This window comes from Ruegeria sp. CDSA034 (genome assembly GCF_059612275.1).
In genome coordinates, this window is sequence record NZ_JBXWQH010000005.1 from 1 (window position 1) to 17,926 (window position 17,926).

The following is a 17,926-nucleotide window of genomic DNA, read 5'->3' on the forward strand; positions in this document are numbered from 1 at the left end:
CGTCTCCACCGTCTCTCCGATGCGTCCGGCCGTCTCTCCGACCCGTCAGCGCCGCCTCAGCAGCGCCGGTGAAGGGGGTTCTAAGTATAACCGCATAAGTCCGCAAGCAGAAAATTAGACAAACTTACAAAAAACCGAATTTTCTTAATTTATTGCATAAAAACAATATATTACCAAGCGACGACCATTCCAAACAAAGCGATCGACAGAGTGGCTGGCAGCGAATCTGGAGTATTAGACAGAGTTACCCACAGACTCGGTACCAAGTCAGGCGGAATCGGCCGCGCGGAACCGAGTCAGCAGGCCGGAAACCGAAATACGCAGCATGATCAGGCTAACGATCAGAGACAGGTAGACCAGCGGTTCGATCTGAAATCCCTTGGCAAGCATGACATAGTGCAGCCCGCCCAGAATCGCGGCGGGAAAGACAAGCCGCTGCAGGATGCGCCAACGGGCCCCCAATTTGCGCAGGGACAGGTTGTTTGATGTTACCGCCAGCGGGATCATCAGGATAAACGCTGCCATGCCGACGGTAATATAGGGACGCTTCAAGATATCCGCCCAGATCTGGCTGGGAAGCTGCACGTCCAACACCAGCCACACCAAAAGATGCAGGCTGACATAGGCAAAGGTCAGCACGCCCAGCGCCCGGCGGAACTTGAGCAGGTTCAGCCCAAAAAACCGCCGCAGCGGCGATATTGCCAACACGACGATCAACAGCTGAAGTGCGAGTTCGCCGTACCGGTGCTCCAACGCCTCAATCGGATCCACGCCCAGACCGCCGGTCAGCCCCTGGTAAAACAGCCAGGGCGCCGGAAGCGCCCCCAGGAAGTAGACCAGCCACACCGGAATGCGGCGCAATATCTGATTCAGCGTCTGCATGGTCTTAGTAGAATTCCTTCAGATCCATACCGTCGTAAAGTCCGCTGACCTCTTCTTCGTAACCGTTGAACATCAGCGTCGGGATACGCTTGGCAAAGAGACCGCCGCCAATCTGACGTTCCGAGGCCTGCGACCAGCGCGGATGATCCACGTTGGGGTTCACGTTACTATAGAAGCCATACTCGCGCGGGGCAGACATGTTCCAACTGGTGGGCGGCTCGACATCCGAAACGGTGATGCGAACAATAGACTTGATAGACTTGAAACCGTACTTCCACGGCACCACCAGACGCAGCGGCGCGCCATTTTGGTTCGGGATAGGTTTGTCGTAGATACCAGTCGCCATAATAGTCAGCGGGTGCATCGCCTCATCCAGGCGCAAGCCTTCCCGGTATGGCCATTCGAGGATCGGGAACTGAACGCCCGGCATCTCATCGGGTCGGTATGCCGTTTCAAAGGCCACATACTTGGCACCTTCTTGTACGCCAGCCATATTCAGAAGGTCCGCCAGTTCAAAGCCATTCCACGGGACGACCATCGACCAGGCCTCGACACAGCGGAATCTGTAGATACGCTCTTCGACCGTCATTTCGGACATGATGTCCTTGAAGTCATATTCACCCGGCTTGTCGACCAGACCGTCGATCGTGACGCTCCAGGGTTCGGTCACCAGGGTATGCGCGTATTTCGCGGGATCGTCCTTGCGGGTCCCGAATTCGTAGTAGTTATTGTACGAGGTGATCTCTTCCCAAGTGTTGGGTTCAAGTGCTTCCTGCGCCGCTGCCGGTCTGGTCAGCCCCGCCAATCCTACACCCGCCAGGCCGGCCATCACCTGCCGCCGATTCAAAAACGCCGCCTGTGGCGTGACGTCGGCATGTGTCAGTGTATTGGTCCAGCGATGCGCCATTTAAGTCTCCTTGGTAAGCTAGCCTGAGATTCCAGATAATCCGCTGATACCACACCACCAAGGCAACATGCGTCACGATTGGGAGACGAGACTGTAACGATTCACGCCAAGTCCATACCAAACCACCTCAGACATCCCCGAGGGCGAATTGCGCCAAAACCGTTAGCACCTGTCACGCCAAGTTGAACTCGCAACGCCCAATTCAGGCGGAATACCCGGACCTTCAATCTTTACAACTGCTTCACGCAACTTGCAGTCTTGTTGCCAGGATTGGCCAACAGGCCCTTAGATCCGCTGTCCACCCGATTGTCGGGCAAGACTAAAGGGAGAAGACGAATGTGTGACATCTGCGTGATGAACGCGGTCAAAGACCGTATGCTGTCTAGAAGAGGGTTCTTCAAAGCCGCCGCCGCCACTGGTGTGGCCGTTGCCGCCACTGGAGCCAGTGCACCAATTGCCCTGGCCGCTGGTGTGGGCAAGGTTGAGGACATGACCCACACGCTCAGCGCCGATTTCCCAACTTTTTTTGGTGAGCCGGGATATGCCTCCGAACAGGTTTTCAATTTCGGCGAACACGGCTTTAACCTGCAGCGCCTGACGGTCAATGAACACACGGGCACCCATATCGACGCGCCACTGCACTTTTCGGCGGACGGTGCCTCGGTGGATGAAATCCCGGTCTCTGATCTTGTCGCGCCGCTATGCGTCGTCGACATCGCGGCCCGGGCCGCCGAGGATGCTGATACGCTGCTAACCCCGGATGATCTGAAGGCGTGGATGTCTGCCAACGGCGATATTCCTGATGGCGCTTGCGTGGCCTTGTATTCCGGTTGGGCCGCCAAAGCCGACAGCGACGCCTATCGCGGTTTCGACGGTCAGGCACAACATTACCCCGGCTTCCACCCCGAAGCCGCAATGATGTTGATCGAAGAGACCGGCGCGCGCTCTATTGCATCAGACACGCTGTCCCTCGACCACGGCATCTCAACCGACTTCGCAACTCACTATGCATGGCTGCCCACGGGCCGTTTCGGAATTGAGAATATCGCAGGCTTGGATCGTGTGCCGGCCGCTGGCGCGACGATTGTGATTGGTGCCCCGAAACACGCCGGTGGCACCGGAGGACCTGCGCGTATTTTCGCGATGATTTAATGAAGTGGCCCGCCTGCCTGGCGGGCTCAATTTCCCGAAAGCCGGCTACATTGACGGAGTGATCTGAACTCTGCTGGTTGTCAGGGTATTCAAACTCTGTTCCTGTGAATGCAACCACGGTGAGTTTCATATGTTTTATGTTCCGCAAAGCTCAATTCCCGGACTAAGCCGCACCGCCCTTGGGGTTTGCGCCTTTTGCGCATTGGTAAACCGTAACCCGACATACCGACGCGTATTCTACGACCCATTTGCCGAACAGCTATTTCGAAACGGGTCAGTGGAAGGGCCCGAGGTCCTGGACCAGGCAACCGATTGGGACGCCGTGCTTAAATTCGCCGATGATCGCTCGGTGGCTCGTCGCCTTGTCGCGTCGGTCCTGTGGCGCAAGACGTTCATGCAAAGCCGCGCGCTTACTGCGATCAAGAATGGTGCACGTCAGATCGTTGTGCTTGGCGCGGGCCTCGATACGCTTGGCCTGAGGCTGTCCAACGGTCACAGCCACATTCCGGTTTTCGAGGTCGACCGCCCCGAAACCATCGAAGCCAAGCGGTCGTTGGTCAGTGCCAATTTTGGCGTACCGCCGAACGTTCAATACACCGCAGTTGATTTCTCCCGTGAGGCAACTCTCGAAAAGTTGCAGTCCCTCGGCTACGACCACGAAATGGGCACAGTCTTTATTGCCGAGGTTTCGCTGGAATATGTGGCGCCGCCCGAAGTTGCGGACGTTTACGCAATGATCCGGTCAAATGGCGCGAAGGAAACGCGATTTCTGACGACCTACGCTTCGACCGCTGCAGCGTCGCAGGCACAACAAGAAGTCGATAGTATTGGGAAGGCCGTGGCCGGGGTCGGTGAACCATTTCGTTTCAACATCTCGCCTGATGAGGTTGGCACCTACGCGACCCAACAAGGGTTTTCTGTGCTTGAGCACATATTTGGGCGCAAAGGGACCGAAAGCTATCTGGCCGAGCTGGGGTTGGGTCCAGAGACAATGGATTTTCCGATGAACGCTCTGGACGCCTCCTCATTTTCTCTGGTTCGGTTGCGACCTGCCTGAACAGCATAGTTTTAGGGCTACAATCGCAAATAAAAAAAGGCCCGCCAATTAAGCGGGCCTTTGTTCGGTTTAGTGCACCACGGCATCATCTGGACGCGGACGCTCGGACGTGCCCAGCCGATCGCCAATGATCAGGCCATCGGGCCCGGCGGTTACAGGGACGGTTTCTCCGTCCTTGATCTCACCAGCAAGCAACGCCTCGGCCAGCGGGTTTTGCAAGGCACGCTGGATCACCCGCTTGAGCGGACGGGCACCGAAGACTGGGTCATAGCCCTCGTCGGCAAGCCATTCCTTGGCGGCGCCATCCAAGACCAGCTCGATCTTGCGGGCGGCCAAGCGTTTCTGCAAACGCGCCATCTGAATATCGACAATGCCATCCATGTCTTCCCGCTTAAGCCGGTCAAAGATGATCGTCTCGTCCAAACGGTTCAGGAACTCGGGCCGGAAATGCGCCCGGACCGCGTCCATCACATCACGCTTGGCTTGCGCGCTGTCCGCACCTTCGGGCAACTGGCTCAGCGCCTGAGAGCCGAGGTTCGACGTCAGGATGATCAACGTCTGCTTGAAGTCCACGGTACGGCCCTGACCATCGGTCAGAACCCCATCATCCAGAACCTGCAACAGCACGTTGAACACATCCGGGTGCGCCTTTTCGACCTCATCGAACAGAACGACCTGATAGGGCCGGCGCCGCACGGCTTCGGTCAGCACGCCGCCTTCGTCATAGCCGACATAGCCCGGAGGGGCGCCAATCAGACGGGCAACCGCGTGTTTCTCCATGAACTCGGACATATCGATACGCACCATCGCGTTGTCGTCGTCGAACAGGAAGTTTGCCACAGCTTTGGTCAGCTCGGTCTTACCTACACCAGTGGGCCCGAGGAACAGGAACGAGCCCAGCGGGCGGCCTTCGTCGTTCAGGCCCGCACGCGCACGACGTACAGCATTGGCCACAGCAGTGACCGCCGCATCCTGACCGATCACGCGGGAATGCAAATCGTCTTCCATCCGCAGCAACTTCTCGCGCTCGCCTTCCAGCATCTTCGAGGTCGGGATACCAGTCCAGCGTTCAACCACCGAAGCGATCTGTTCCGGACGCACCGTTTCTTCAGCCATCATCTGGCTGCTTTCGGCATTTTCGGCCTCGGTCAGCTTTTTCTCAAGCTCTGGGATGACGCCATAGGACAGCTCACCCGCTTTGGCGAGGTTGCCTTCACGCTTGGCAATCTCGAGATCAGCGCGCGCCTTGTCGAGTTGCTCTTTCAGATCGCGCGCGCCAGCAAGCTTGTCGCGTTCAGCCTGCCACTGGGCGGTCATCTCGGCAGATTTCTCCTGCAGATCGGCCAGATCCTTTTGCAAGGTTTCCAGACGGTCCTTGGAGGCCGCATCATCTTCGAGCTTCAGCGCCTGTTCCTCGATCTGCATCTGCAGAATCTGGCGATCCAGTTGATCGAGTTCCTCTGGCTTGCTGTCCACTTCCATCCGCAAGCGAGCCGACGCTTCATCGACTAAGTCGATGGCCTTGTCGGGCAGGAAGCGATCAGTGATGTAGCGATGCGACAGGGTCGCTGCCGACACCAAAGCCGAGTCTGAGATACGCACACCGTGGTGTAGCTCGTACTTTTCCTTGATGCCGCGCAGGATGCTGATCGTGTCCTCGACAGTCGGCTCCTGTACCACAACCGGCTGGAACCGGCGCGCAAGGGCCGCGTCTTTTTCCACGTATTTGCGATACTCATCCAGCGTGGTCGCGCCGATACAATGCAGCTCACCTCGCGCAAGCGCGGGCTTGATCAGGTTGGCGGCGTCCATCGCGCCATCGGATTTCCCGGCACCGACCAGCGTGTGCATCTCGTCGATGAACAGGATGATTTCACCGGCGGCCTCGGTGACCTCGGTCAGAACGGCCTTGAGGCGTTCTTCGAACTCACCGCGGTATTTTGCACCGGCGATCAGCGCACCCATGTCGAGCGCAAGCAGCTTCTTGTCTTTCAACGACTCCGGCACATCACCGTTGATGATGCGCAGGGCCATGCCCTCGGCAATCGCGGTTTTACCGACGCCGGGTTCCCCGATCAGAACCGGGTTGTTCTTGGTGCGACGCGACAGAACCTGCATCGAGCGGCGGATTTCTTCATCGCGCCCGATGATCGGATCGATCTTGCCCTCAGCTGCGGCTTCGGTCAGGTCACGCGCGTATTTCTTGAGCGCGTCATAGCCTTCTTCCGCCGATGCGGTGTCAGCCGTGCGACCCTTGCGGATGTCATTGATCGCTTCATTCAGCTTTTGAGCAGATACGGCACCGGCTTCCAACGCCTCTTTGGCCTTGGATTTCACCATGCACAGGGCCATCAGAACGCGTTCGACCGGCACAAAGCTGTCGCCTGCTTTGGTCGCGATTTTCTCGGCTTCTGCAAAAACCTTGGCAGTCTGGCCATCCATGTAAATCTGGCTCGCATCACCGCTAACCTTCGGAATCTTAGACAGCACGGCGTCCAGCGCTTCGACCACGCGGGTCGGCGCGCCGCCGGCGCGTGTGATCAGGTTGCTGGCCAGCCCCTGATCGTCATCCATCAATGCTTTCAAAAGATGTTCGGGCATCAGTCGCTGGTGCCCCTCGCGCAGCGCAATCGTCTGCGCCGCCTGCACGAATCCCCGTGCCCGCTCGGTGAACTTGTTCAAGTCCATAGTATTCTCCTTTTCCTAAGCGCCCTGAATGTGATGCGCCCGCTTGGCGGCACGCGTCGGTCTGGGCCTCACATTCAATCTGGGAAATATCTTTGTTCATTCAAGAGGCTGGCGCGCAATTTCAGACTTATCGTCGAGGTATGGAATAGACGGTGTAGCCTCCGGTCTGCGCAACCTCGCGCGCGGCGTACATGTCCACCAGCGATTCCGCGGCGTCGCTGCCCGTCGGGCAGGAAACAAGGTCTGCTGCATCATCCAGAAAATTGACCGTAAACGACGTCTCACCCGTCAATTGGCAGTCATCGTCGGTCGAACGGTACCCCCCCACCAACCGCAAATTTTCATTGGTCGGAGATTTGATGACCGTATCTGCCGCCTCATTTTCTAGTGGCATATCCTGACATCCCACCAAGATCAGAATAATCCCAACACCAAAAACCTGTTTCATAGTTCCCCCATCGATAATTCTTGTGGATGGTCGGCACCATATCACAGTTGGCCCAAAGCTGCGTGATCTCGATCACCCGCGCGCCCTGCATGGACACAGCCGTCCGAAACCGCTAGGACGCAGACGTTTGCCAAAAAGGAGCCTGCCCCATGTCCGATGATCGCCTGATCGTAGCCCTAGATGTTCCCAACGCTCTGCAGGGGCTGGCCATGGCCGAACAACTGGGCGACAGCGTTTCCTTCTACAAGATCGGGCTGGGCATGCTGACCGGTGGCGGGCTGGCATTGGCCAATGAACTGAAACAGGAACACGGCAAGCGCATCTTTCTAGACATGAAGCTGTTCGATATCGGTAACACCGTCGAAAACGCCGTTCGCGGGCTGGCGCAATTCGATCTGGATTTCCTGACGGTGCATGGTGATCCGCATGTGGTTCAGGCCGCGAAAGAAGGGGCCGCTGGCAAAGACCTCAAGATTTTGGCCGTTACCATCCTGACCTCGCTGAACCGCGACGACCTGGATGCCAGCCTTCTGAAAGAGGGCGACGTTCAGGATCTGGTTGTCGAACGCGCTGCACGCGCGCTTGAGGCTGGTGCCGACGGCGTCATCGCCAGCCCGCAAGAAGCCGCGCTAATCCGTGCCCTGCCCCAGGCCGAAGGTCGTCTGATCGTGACCCCTGGCGTCCGCCCCGCAGGTGCCGCGCTTGGCGATCAGAAACGCGTTGCTACACCCGCAAATGCCGTCGCAGATGGCGTGGACCACATCGTCGTGGGCCGACCTGTCTATCAGGCTGACGACCCTAAAGCTGCTGCCGAGGCAATCCTTGCCGAATTGGCCTCATCGCAGGCAAAAGCACCGAACAGGGCTTAATTCTCGACGCCTTGCAGGTTAAAATTTTTAGGGTTTGATGCCGGATGGCCGCGTCCGCGCAGGCAATTACTGTCGATTTCTGCGACTCAAGCAGTTGACCTTACGTCACTTTTTGCCATTTCCGCGCCAAATCGTCCCTGTGCCCCAAAACACACATGAGATATGCGAGTTTTCGCTGTGTGATCTGGATCCTATCTAAATCCCGGAATTTGCGCGATTCTGGAGACGTGATACTCCCCGCGGACCATCTCTTCCTGAGGTCCGTCACCTCCCCCCGCCAATCGCGGGGGGTCTTCTTCTGAAAACCTCACATGTCAAAAGACGGCCTACCTTGGACCAAGTAGTCACGTAGGCGGATCGCGAAATTCGGCACCGCCAATGCATTCTCAAGGTAAATGTCCGGCGACATCAAACACCATCCCTGCCCCTCATCGCCAAACCTAATCAGGTTGACGTCGCTAGGTGGCCGGTGTGCTGCGAAGAACCAGTTTTGCCCATACATGCGCGACCAGACAAAATCAGCCTTGGCGAGGTGCAGACCGACTTCTTCCAGTGTTTCGCGCCTGACACATTGCAGCGGCGTTTCTGCCCCTTCGCGCCCACCGCCGGGAAAGTCGAAATAGCCCGGGAATGGAATGTCCTTCTTGTCGTCCCGTTGAATCACCAACAGGTCCGATCCAAGAAACAGTGCGACCTTCGCCCCCGTGAATTGCATGAGCGCTTTCTCTTTGCTGCCCGACCAGATAAATTTTAGCCAGTAACGCCTGATATGACAAAGCGCATAAAACTGAGATGTAAATGTAATGCCCGCTTTATGCCGCGACTGCTTTTCGATTCTGGAACAGGAAGCGCGCTGCCCTTCCTGCGGCAGCCCGCGGATCAAGACGCACCCCGAGCTGTTCGACCTGTCCATCGCGCATATGGATTGCGACGCATTCTATGCCTCGGTTGAAAAGCGGGACAATCCCGATCTGGCCGACAAACCGGTGATCATCGGAGGCGGCAAACGCGGTGTCGTCTCGACCGCTTGTTATGTGGCGCGTATTCGCGGCGTCCGCTCTGCGATGCCAATGTTCAAAGCCTTGCAACTGTGCCCGGACGCCGTTGTCATCAAGCCTCGCATGTCGGTCTACGCCGAGGTGTCACGCCAGATCAGAGCCATGATGGACGAATTGACCCCTGTGATCGAACCGCTGTCACTGGACGAAGCATTCATGGATCTGTCCGGTACGCAGCGACTGCATGGCGCGCCACCTGCGGCCATGCTGGCAAGGCTGGTTAAGCGGATGAAAGACGAACTAGGTGTAACAGGCTCGATCGGTCTGTCGCACAACAAGTTTCTAGCCAAAGTCGCCTCAGATCTGGACAAGCCGCGTGGGTTTTCAGTTATTGGAGAAGCTGAGACCGCCGAGTTTCTGTATGACAAACCGGTGCGCCTGATCTGGGGTATCGGCCCGGCGGCACAGGAATCGCTGGATCGTGCCGGCATCCGCGCCTTCTCGGATTTATTACGCTGGGATCAGGAGGCACTGACAGCCCGCTTCGGATCTATGGGGTATCGGCTATGGCATCTGGCGCGCGGTCAGGACAAACGGCGCGTGTCTTCGCACGAGCCAATGAAGTCGATCAGCAACGAAACCACGTTTTTCGAGGATACAGCCAGCCTGGACATCCTTGATGGGCATCTGTGGCGCATGTCCGAAAAAGTTGCGGATCGCGCCAAAGCCAAAGGGCTGGCCGGACGGGTCGTAACCCTGAAACTTAAACAAGCAAACCACAAGGTCATCACCCGACGTGTCTCGTTGCGGGACGCCACGCAGATCGCAGACCGCATCTACCGCACCGCACGTGGGCTATTCGATCAGGTCGGCGACAAAGGGCCATATCGTCTGTTGGGTTGCGGAATATCCGATCTGTGCCCCGAAGATCAGGCGGACATCTCGGGGGACCTTTTGGATCCCGACGCATCAAGGCGGTCTCAGGCGGAACGCGCAACGGATGAAATCCGGCGCAGATTCGGAACGGATGCGATTGTCAAAGGCCGGGCTTTGCGCTGAGGTTACTCGGCGGCCAGACGCAACGGATCGCGGCCAATACCCGAGATTTCCCGTATGACCTGCCGCAACATGTCCTGAAACGCTGCGAAATTGCCGTTCGGCGCGATTTTGACCTCATCCATATACAGAGATCGGTCGATCTCAATCTGGATAGCGTGCTGATTGCGCCCTGGCCGCCCGTAGGTCTGCGTAACGTATGCGCCGGCGAAGGGCGCGTTGCGCGCCACGATCAGACCCGCCGAGGCAAACGCGGATTCGATCCGGTCCACAATCTCGGTCGAAGCCGAAGCGCCAAATCTGTCACCCAACACGATCTGCGGGCGCTGGGACGTGGTCGTACTGGCCATCGAAACCGCTTCATGCGGCATCGAATGGCAATCAATCAAAATGGCCTGACCAAAAGCCGCGTGCGATTCGGCCAGCAGCGACTTGAGACGCGCATGATAAGGACGCCAGCAGGTGTCGATGCGCAGACGCGCCTCATCCATCGTCAGCTTCCCGCGATAGATTGCGCGCCCATTGGCGACGACCCTGGGAATCACGCCCAGCCCCGAAGCGACACGCGGGTTATGGCCGTGGCGGCGCGCGCCCTGGATCAAAGCCGGGTCCAGCTCCTCAGCACTGCGGTTAAGATCCAGATAGGCTCTTGATTTTGTTGCGGATATTAGGGGCGCACCATGGTCAGTCGCTGCGGAAAACAACTGATCCACGAATGCATCTTCCGAAGATCGAATCACATTCTGGCTCAGAACCGTCCGGTTCAGCATCGCTTCAGGGTAGTTCCGGCCACTGTGAGGAGAAGAAAAAACAACGCAAGACGTGCGCTTGACGGGCATATCCAATACGTAAGCAGCGTTCTTCATGGTGACTCCTTGTTCGCATTGAACATAGACCGGAAAATAGTTCTACCAAACCCCTTGAACCCCTTTGCGACTCCTTTTATAGACCCCGCTACCGGCGCGGGGTTCCGCGCCCCATTTCGTTATGGGGCAGGGCACCGCAAAGGTTAAGTGGGCGGTTAGCTCAGCGGTAGAGCACTTCGTTGACATCGAAGGGGTCACAAGTTCGATCCTTGTACCGCCCACCATCTATTCACTGTTTCGGGTCTGACCCGGGACACCCGCAAACCCAGGCGCTGGCCACGTCCTTGATGAAGGCGCCGCAGATTGGAGACAGACCCATGAAGGTCAAGAACTCGCTCCGCTCGCTCAAGAACCGGCACCGTGATTGCCGTGTTGTGCGTCGCAAAGGCCGCGTCTACGTGATCAACAAGACGCAGCGCAAGTTCAAAGCTCGCCAGGGCTAAGAACTGCACATACCGTTAAAGAAAAACCGCGCTTCTCAGCGCGGTTTTTTTTGTTCGAACGATTGATGCGCAAAAAAGACCGGAACGGTCAAAGGCAAACCCGTAAATCAGTGGGCGAACAGATGGTCGGGTTCATTATCCGGGTCCGCCACAGGATCAAGAACAAGCACCAGCCGTGTTTCACCTGTTCCCTCAATTGGTGGCGAACGATGCAAAAGCCCGGACTTCGGACTTTCCGGCCAAAGCGTTCCGCGCAACAGTATCGGCGCACCTGTTGGCACGGTGAAAACACGTTTCGGCTCGTTGCCATCGTTTGAAATTCCGTATTGCGTTCCAGTCCCTCGATAGGTGCAGACCAAACGCGACGTGACTGCGTCGATGTGAAACCTGCGGCAGGCATTTGTGTTTACCACATCCAAACGCAGGCGAAGCTATTTTGCTTCCATAAGACCAGCAAACAAGGTTGCCATCGCGGCAACGTCATCCAACAACAAGTCACGTTCCAGACCTTCGGGCGTACCATGCGCCTCGCCCAGCTCAACCATCGCGCTGCGCACTGTCTCGGGGCGCAGGATCACGCGCGCTTTGGGCAGGCGTGCGGGATCCAACTTGTTGATCCAGCTCTGAAAGCCTGGCAAGGGGTCGCGCCGCCAAATAGCAGCGGCGCAACCGGGGTTGTGAATGACCGACAAGTCCTCGGGCGTTTCTGCTATGCCGACACCTATTGCGGCATCTTTGACGACTTCACGCACCAAATTCATGCTGCAGCCTCTGACCGACGCCAAACTGGGAATGGGTCGGGCAGATCGGGAAGATCTTCTAGGCGTCCCGCGGCTGCGGCAGGAACTAATGCAGAATCAAGCCGGGCTTTGAGCAGGGGCCAATCTATTCCGCTGCCGATGAAGACGATCTCTTGTCGCCGGTCGCCCCAGGGCTCTTGCCAATGCGCTTGCATATAGGTCCGCGCGCTTTCGTGATCTGGTCTGCGTTCTTCGGGTACTGTCGCCCACCAGGTGCCCAGTGGCTGTACCGAGGACAGCGCACCGGCCAATGAGAATTCGGCAACCCAATCCGGGCGCGTCGCGATCCAGAAATGCCCCTTTGCACGGATGACGCCCGGCAGATCGCCATTCAAGATCGTCAGAATCTTCTCTGGCACAAAGGGTTGTCGCGCGCGGTATACATAGCTGGTGACGCCGTACTCTTCAGTTTCGGGTACATGATCCGCGAACCCATACAGTTCTTTGGCCCACATCGGATGTTCATGCGCCTTTTCGAAATCGAACAGGCCGGTATCCAGGATTTCATCGGCTGACACGTCCGAGTGGTTCGTTTCGATAATCCTTGCGTCAGCGTTCAAGCTTCGAATGATTTTCCGCGCGGCGTCTACTCTTTCTGCTCCGGCATCGGCGATCTTGTTGAGAATAACCACGTCAGCAAATTCGATCTGATCGGTCAGCAGATGGACCAGCGTGCGTTCATCCTCTTCACCGAGCGTTTCGCCGCGATCGGCCAGAAAATCGTGGCTAGAGAAGTCTTCCAACAGGTTAACCGCATCGACCACCGTGACCATTGTGTCCAAGCGCGAAACATCCGACAGGCTTACGCCGGCCTCATCCTGGAAATCAAACGTCGCGGCGACAGGCAATGGCTCAGAAATCCCGGTGGATTCGATTAGCAGATAGTCAAAGCGACCTTCGCCGGCCAATCGCCGAACTTCGTCCAGCAGATCGTCGCGAAGGGTACAGCAGATGCAGCCATTTGACATCTCAACCAGCGTCTCATCCGTGCGGGATAGTTCAGTGTCGGCGCGCACCAAGTCAGCGTCGATGTTCACTTCGGACATATCGTTGACGATCACGGCAACGCGACGGCCGTCCCGGTTGTTCAGAACGCGGTTCAACAATGTCGTTTTGCCTGCGCCAAGAAATCCGGACAGAACAGTTACGGGAAGGCGGGTGTCGGTCATTGGGTGTCTACCTATTTGAAGGACTCAGGTGAAAAGGCGCATCATTTGGGCGAAAACCTCTGATACGGCGTACAATCTATCGTTATGTTATTACATTTTGTCAATAGATATCGTGCCACATCTGGGCAACCTGAAAATACGCGGAATAAAACAGCGACCATTTGACCAACTAATTTTGTCAGATTTCCTTGCATCCTCTCGGGAATCGTTTAATTGACAATTTCAGTCGGATTACTACGCCGCACATTTCAATGTTGGGAGTTATGATGCTCAAATCCTCTACCTGCTTCGCCGCCGCATTGTCGGCCTTGATCGCCACTTCTGCCGCTGCTGAGGGTGAGTTGAACCTCTATTCCTCGCGCCACTATGACACCGACGAAAACCTGTACAGTGATTTCGAAAAGGCCACCGGCATCACCATCAACCGCATCGAAGGCAAAGCCGATGAGCTGATCGCGCGGATGGAAGCCGAAGGCGCGAACTCGCCCGCGGATATTTTGCTGACCGTCGACACCTCGCGCCTTTCACGGGCCAAGAATGCAGGCATTTTGCAACCGATCGAAAGCGCCGTTCTGGAAGAGCGCATCCCGAACAACCTTCAGGATAGCGACAATGAATGGTTCGGCTTCTCGCAGCGTGGCCGCATTATATTCTTCGACAAGGAAAACGTCGCCAACCCGCCGGCGACATATGCCGATCTTGCCAAGCCCGAATACAAGGGTCAGGTCTGCATCCGGTCGTCCAGCAATACGTATAACCAGACCTTGTTGGCTTCGATCGTCACCCATGAAGGTCCCGAGGCCGCCAAGGCATGGGCCGAAGGCATCGTGGCCAACATGGCCCGTGAACCACAGGGCGGTGACACCGACCAACTGCGGGGTATCGTATCCGGCGAATGCGACATCGCGGTTTCAAACACCTATTACTTTGCGCGTGCAATCCGCAAAGATGTCAAAGGTGTTTCGGCCGATATCGACGCAATCGGTTGGGTCTTCCCGAACCAGGACAGCTATGGCGCGCATATGAACCTGTCCGGTGCAGGTGTGGCTGCAAATGCACCGAACAAAGAGAATGCCGTTCTCTTCCTCGAATATTTGGCAAGCGACAGCGCCCAGCAATATTTCTCGGCCGGCAATGACGAATTCCCCGCAGTTGAAGGCGTCGCACTTGCGGACTCGGTGAAATCGCTGGGTGAGTTCAAAGCGGATGAGGTCGTCCTGTCCGACGTCGCCGAAAACCTGCCGACAGCACAAAAGATCTTTAACGAAGCCGGCTGGAAATAATCCAGGCAAAAACCAGAGCAGTATGAAGGGCGCAGGTTTTCTGCGCCCTTTTCCTTTGGTGGCTGGTTCAGAACCGCACCCCAAACCCAACTGAAAACCCGGAAAATGAATCGGCGATAACGCCGTTCAGCATGACGCGCGCGCCCTCGACGGCGGGCAGCCCAATCTTTGTGGTATCGACCTCAATTCCGACACCGACCGTCGCCAGCCAATCCGTATCCAACACCATCGCGCTGTCGCCGTGGTAAAGCACAACGCCCCCATCCAAAACCAACTTGGACGGACGGCCCAGCAGCTTGACCTTATCAAGTGGATAACGGTAGCGCGAAAACAACGTCGTCTGGTTCGAATTTGCGCGGGCATCCCCCGCTTGCGGTTCGTTTATCGGATAGAACTCCAAAAACGTCTGACGCAACCTGTACTCGGCCTCCCAACGGCCGAATTGTGCCTCGCGAAAGACGCTCAGGGACGCCCCGACACCAAAGGCGTTAAGGTTACCGTCCACTGCGCCTGCCCCGTTCGAACGGGACGGAAACAGCGGAAAATTGGAAAACACCGCATCGGTGGTGACATGGCCAAGCGACAGATGCGCAACTGGCCGGATGTACCAGTTATTGGTAAGCGGAAGCTCCCACCCGACGCCAAGGGTCGCGGCGATGCTTGACCACGTCACATCCAGCTCGGTATCAGAGCCAATCTCGGGAAAAATCACCAGCGGGTTATAATTCTGATACGCAAACTGGCCTTCTAGATACAGGCCATTGTCCAACGGTTTGAATCCGCCGCGCAGCTGCGTGGACCGCAGATTTCTCGCGTCACCAGATGCGCTCAGAAAGGACAAGGACGATAGTGTTTCGTTCGGTGTGGCCGCGACGCTCAGCACCGCAAGCGCGGCGCGGGCGGCGGCTTCAGAGGCGTCTGGATCAAGGTTTTGCGCGGTGGCAGGCTGGGCGAAACTCCAGATCAAAAACGATGTGTACGCAACAAGTCTTTTCAATCGCGGGTTCGCCTGTCGGTTTTTGTCGACTGCCAAGCGCATCGTTATTGACGCGCAATGCGTTTGAAAGATCGTAACCCAGTCTTTGTTTACGAAAAACTAAAACAACGAATTCGCGGCCATGAATTCTGAGGACTTGTATTTTGGAAACACTCGGTCGCGATGACGTTTTCAGCGACCATCCCGAATGTGATTTGGTATTTTCCCCCGAAACGGGTTCAATCGTGTCAGGAGATTTGTCATGAAAAACCCGGAAAGTTTCGAGAAGTTCTACTTTGCCAAAGTTGGCATGGGTGAAGCCTGCGGCTGTGCCGAGAGGGTGATTGATGTGTACGAATTCAATCGACAAGGCGGCGCACAGTCCACGCGCGCAGTGAAATCAGAAAAACGCAAACGTCGTTCATTCCGATCCTGGGCTATGAAATACGGGTTGCTGAGCCGCAAACCCCGAACCTGATGCTCGTCGCCCATCTGTGGGACGGTGCCGGTGCCATGATACAGTTAGGTGCTTTATGGTCAGAATTGGGGCGCCGATCGGACCTGCAAAACCCGGCAAAAAACCTTCAACTTCGGTATCCGAGACTCCGTCTTCAATTGAAAACGACGAGATCAGGGAACACCCCTGCGCAGGCCTTCTGGGGTTTCGCCCAAACGACACAGGCTTAGGAAACGACCCGGCGAATCCGGAAACAAACTTGCAATCACCCCCACAAGCGTAGTCACCTGAGATGGAACGGGGGGAGAATGTCGATGAAGCCATGGGCCGTCGTGGTTTGTCTGTGCGGTACGCTGGCCATTGCCGCTTGCGCCCCCAAAACGCGAAGTTACGAAAAGACCGTTTCGTCGTCCTTTGCGGCCCCCGCAAACAGCGCCCTAGTGCGCGCGGCCAACCGGCTTGGCGATCCCAAGGACGGGCGGTCCGGGGTAAAACTGATCAGTGATGGGGAACAAGCGCTGGTTTCAAGGCTTTTGCTGGCCGCTGCAGCTGAGCGTACCATCGACGCGCAGTACTACCTTTTGCACAATGACCCCACGGGCCACCTGTTTGCGGCCAGCCTTTTGCAGGCGGCAGACAGGGGCGTTCGTGTCCGGCTGCTTTTGGATGACATGGACACGTCTAGCTACGACGCTATGACCGCAGCGCTGGACTATCACGAGAATATCGAGATTCGGCTGTTCAACCCCTTTTGGCGGGATCAAAGCCTGCTGATTGCGGGACTGACGGATTTCAAACGCATCAATCGCCGGATGCACAACAAATCCATGACCGCAGACAACATGTTCACGATTGTTGGTGGGCGCAACATTGGGGCCGAATATTTCCTGGCCCGGGAAGAAATGAACTATGCCGATCTGGACGTGCTGGCGGCAGGCCCAGTCGTGACTGAAGTTTCCCAGAGCTTTGACGCCTATTGGAACAGTGAATTTGCCGTTCCCGCACGCGTGGTTGTTGGACAACCGGAACCGTTTGACCTGAACGATGCGCGCACAAGGCTGAATGAGTTGGTGGAGGAAGCAAAACAGACCCAGTACGGCGCTGCGCTCAGGAAATCCGCGCAAGAGAATTTTGCCGACGGCGCGCTGCGGCTGAATTGGGTTCCTGCGCGTTTGTATGCGGACCCGCCTTCAAAAGCTGCGGGCGTTGAAACGTCCGACCCCATTCTTGCATCGCAATTGCTGCCGTATTTTGAAATTGCCAGCAGCGAGGTAAATATCATCTCGGCCTATTTCGTGCCGCGCAACAATGGCGTCCGATGGATGACCGAGTTGGAAAATCGCGGTGTGGACGTCAAGGTCGTGACCAATTCCTTAGGGTCAAATGACGTCGTGCCGGTCTATGCGCATTACGCCAAGAAACGCAGAGCGTTGCTGCGCGGTGGTGTTGAGCTTTATGAATTGCGGCCAGATGCCTATCAGGTTCAACGTCGCGGTATCAACTGGGCACAATCCCGATCCGGCCTGCATTCCAAGGCTTTTGCCATCGACGACCGTTACCTCTTTGTTGGCTCATTCAATTGGGACCCGCGGTCTGTGAACATCAATACCGAAATGGGCATTCTGATCGACTCTCCCGCGATGGCCGTTCAAACGATGGGTGCATTGGACGCGGCCCTGCCCGCCTACACCTACCAGGTGACGTTGGAACGCGCAGGCCAGCTTAAATGGAGAACACGAGGAGCGGACGGGGAAATACTGGAATACGATTCCGAGCCCACGGGGTCGGTCTGGGATCACATCGTCTCTGGTTTTCTGAGTATTTTACCGATCGGGTCACAGCTTTAGGCCCGCAAGTAACGACTAACGCGACCGA

16 protein-coding genes, 1 tRNA gene and 1 pseudogene are annotated in these 17,926 nt (G+C 56.7%); 9 read left to right on the top strand and 9 right to left on the bottom strand.

Features of this window, described 5'->3' with window-relative positions:
- Positions 1 to 267: 267 nt before the first annotated feature.
- Both msrQ and msrP read right to left on the bottom strand, forming a co-directional pair.
- Positions 268 to 882 (bottom strand): protein-methionine-sulfoxide reductase heme-binding subunit MsrQ, encoded by a 615-nt coding sequence (gene msrQ, locus AC2FLJ_RS10620; protein WP_496705714.1) that lies wholly within the window; start codon positions 880 to 882, stop codon positions 268 to 270.
- A 4-nt stretch (positions 883 to 886) separates the two neighbouring features.
- Entirely contained in the window at positions 887 to 1,789 is a 903-nt protein-coding gene (gene msrP, locus AC2FLJ_RS10625) for a protein-methionine-sulfoxide reductase catalytic subunit MsrP (protein WP_496705716.1), read from the bottom strand.
- A gap of 336 nt (positions 1,790 to 2,125) precedes the next feature.
- Between msrP and AC2FLJ_RS10630 the strand changes: the two genes are divergently transcribed.
- Positions 2,126 to 2,941 (top strand): cyclase family protein, encoded by an 816-nt coding sequence (locus AC2FLJ_RS10630; RefSeq protein ID WP_058278565.1) that lies wholly within the window; start codon positions 2,126 to 2,128, stop codon positions 2,939 to 2,941.
- A 130-nt stretch (positions 2,942 to 3,071) separates the two neighbouring features.
- Complete coding sequence (locus tag AC2FLJ_RS10635) at positions 3,072 to 3,998, top strand: class I SAM-dependent methyltransferase (protein ID WP_282171009.1); 927 nt, start codon at positions 3,072 to 3,074, stop codon at positions 3,996 to 3,998.
- Between the two features lie 69 nt (positions 3,999 to 4,067).
- On the opposite strand, the gene clpB is transcribed toward AC2FLJ_RS10635, so the two are convergent.
- Positions 4,068 to 6,686 (bottom strand): ATP-dependent chaperone ClpB, encoded by a 2,619-nt coding sequence (gene clpB, locus AC2FLJ_RS10640; protein WP_496705719.1) that lies wholly within the window; start codon positions 6,684 to 6,686, stop codon positions 4,068 to 4,070.
- Positions 6,687 to 6,813: 127 nt separating this feature from the next.
- Entirely contained in the window at positions 6,814 to 7,134 is a 321-nt protein-coding gene (locus AC2FLJ_RS10645) for a hypothetical protein (protein WP_058278562.1), read from the bottom strand.
- Between the two features lie 149 nt (positions 7,135 to 7,283).
- Between AC2FLJ_RS10645 and pyrF the strand changes: the two genes are divergently transcribed.
- Positions 7,284 to 8,003 (top strand): orotidine-5'-phosphate decarboxylase, encoded by a 720-nt coding sequence (gene pyrF / locus AC2FLJ_RS10650; RefSeq protein ID WP_496699867.1) that lies wholly within the window; start codon positions 7,284 to 7,286, stop codon positions 8,001 to 8,003.
- A 307-nt stretch (positions 8,004 to 8,310) separates the two neighbouring features.
- Here the strand turns inward: pyrF and AC2FLJ_RS10655 are convergent, their stop codons facing one another.
- Complete coding sequence (locus AC2FLJ_RS10655) at positions 8,311 to 8,718, bottom strand: NUDIX domain-containing protein (RefSeq protein WP_058271371.1); 408 nt, start codon at positions 8,716 to 8,718, stop codon at positions 8,311 to 8,313.
- A gap of 88 nt (positions 8,719 to 8,806) precedes the next feature.
- Here AC2FLJ_RS10655 and AC2FLJ_RS10660 point away from each other — a divergent pair, with 88 nt between their 5' ends.
- Positions 8,807 to 10,060 carry a DNA polymerase IV gene (locus tag AC2FLJ_RS10660; protein ID WP_496705722.1) on the top strand — a complete coding sequence of 418 codons (1,254 nt, stop codon included), beginning with the start codon at positions 8,807 to 8,809 and terminating at the stop codon, positions 10,058 to 10,060.
- Positions 10,061 to 10,062: 2 nt separating this feature from the next.
- On the opposite strand, the gene AC2FLJ_RS10665 is transcribed toward AC2FLJ_RS10660, so the two are convergent.
- Positions 10,063 to 10,923: an N-formylglutamate amidohydrolase gene (locus tag AC2FLJ_RS10665; protein ID WP_496699870.1), complete on the bottom strand. Its 861-nt coding sequence runs from the start codon at positions 10,921 to 10,923 to the stop codon at positions 10,063 to 10,065.
- 149 nt (positions 10,924 to 11,072) lie between these two features.
- Between AC2FLJ_RS10665 and AC2FLJ_RS10670 the strand changes: the two genes are divergently transcribed.
- Positions 11,073 to 11,147 (top strand) — tRNA-Val (locus tag AC2FLJ_RS10670).
- Between the two features lie 93 nt (positions 11,148 to 11,240).
- A complete protein-coding gene (ykgO, locus tag AC2FLJ_RS10675) occupies positions 11,241 to 11,366 on the top strand; it encodes a type B 50S ribosomal protein L36 (protein ID WP_005648635.1) in 126 nt (41 codons plus the stop codon).
- Positions 11,367 to 11,473: 107 nt separating this feature from the next.
- On the opposite strand, the pseudogene AC2FLJ_RS10680 reads toward ykgO, so the two are convergent.
- A pseudogene (locus tag AC2FLJ_RS10680) lies at positions 11,474 to 12,127 on the bottom strand (DUF1826 domain-containing protein).
- Positions 12,124 to 13,335: a GTP-binding protein gene (locus AC2FLJ_RS10685; RefSeq protein WP_496699872.1), complete on the bottom strand. Its 1,212-nt coding sequence runs from the start codon at positions 13,333 to 13,335 to the stop codon at positions 12,124 to 12,126. Before AC2FLJ_RS10685 ends, AC2FLJ_RS10680 begins: the two are co-directional and overlap by 4 nt.
- Before the next feature lie 266 nt (positions 13,336 to 13,601).
- On the opposite strand from AC2FLJ_RS10685, the gene AC2FLJ_RS10690 reads away from it, so the two are divergent.
- Positions 13,602 to 14,618 (top strand): Fe(3+) ABC transporter substrate-binding protein, encoded by a 1,017-nt coding sequence (locus AC2FLJ_RS10690; RefSeq protein WP_282152749.1) that lies wholly within the window; start codon positions 13,602 to 13,604, stop codon positions 14,616 to 14,618.
- 67 nt (positions 14,619 to 14,685) lie between these two features.
- On the opposite strand, the gene AC2FLJ_RS10695 is transcribed toward AC2FLJ_RS10690, so the two are convergent.
- On the bottom strand, positions 14,686 to 15,615 hold the full coding sequence (locus AC2FLJ_RS10695) for an autotransporter domain-containing protein (RefSeq protein WP_496699873.1): 930 nt from the start codon (positions 15,613 to 15,615) through the stop codon (positions 14,686 to 14,688).
- A 241-nt stretch (positions 15,616 to 15,856) separates the two neighbouring features.
- Between AC2FLJ_RS10695 and AC2FLJ_RS10700 the strand changes: the two genes are divergently transcribed.
- Both AC2FLJ_RS10700 and AC2FLJ_RS10705 read left to right on the top strand, forming a co-directional pair.
- Positions 15,857 to 16,072, top strand: coding sequence for a hypothetical protein (locus AC2FLJ_RS10700; RefSeq protein WP_496699874.1), 216 nt, complete (start codon positions 15,857 to 15,859; stop codon positions 16,070 to 16,072).
- 293 nt (positions 16,073 to 16,365) lie between these two features.
- Positions 16,366 to 17,898 carry a phospholipase D family protein gene (locus AC2FLJ_RS10705; RefSeq protein WP_496699875.1) on the top strand — a complete coding sequence of 511 codons (1,533 nt, stop codon included), beginning with the start codon at positions 16,366 to 16,368 and terminating at the stop codon, positions 17,896 to 17,898.
- Positions 17,899 to 17,926 lie beyond the last annotated feature (28 nt).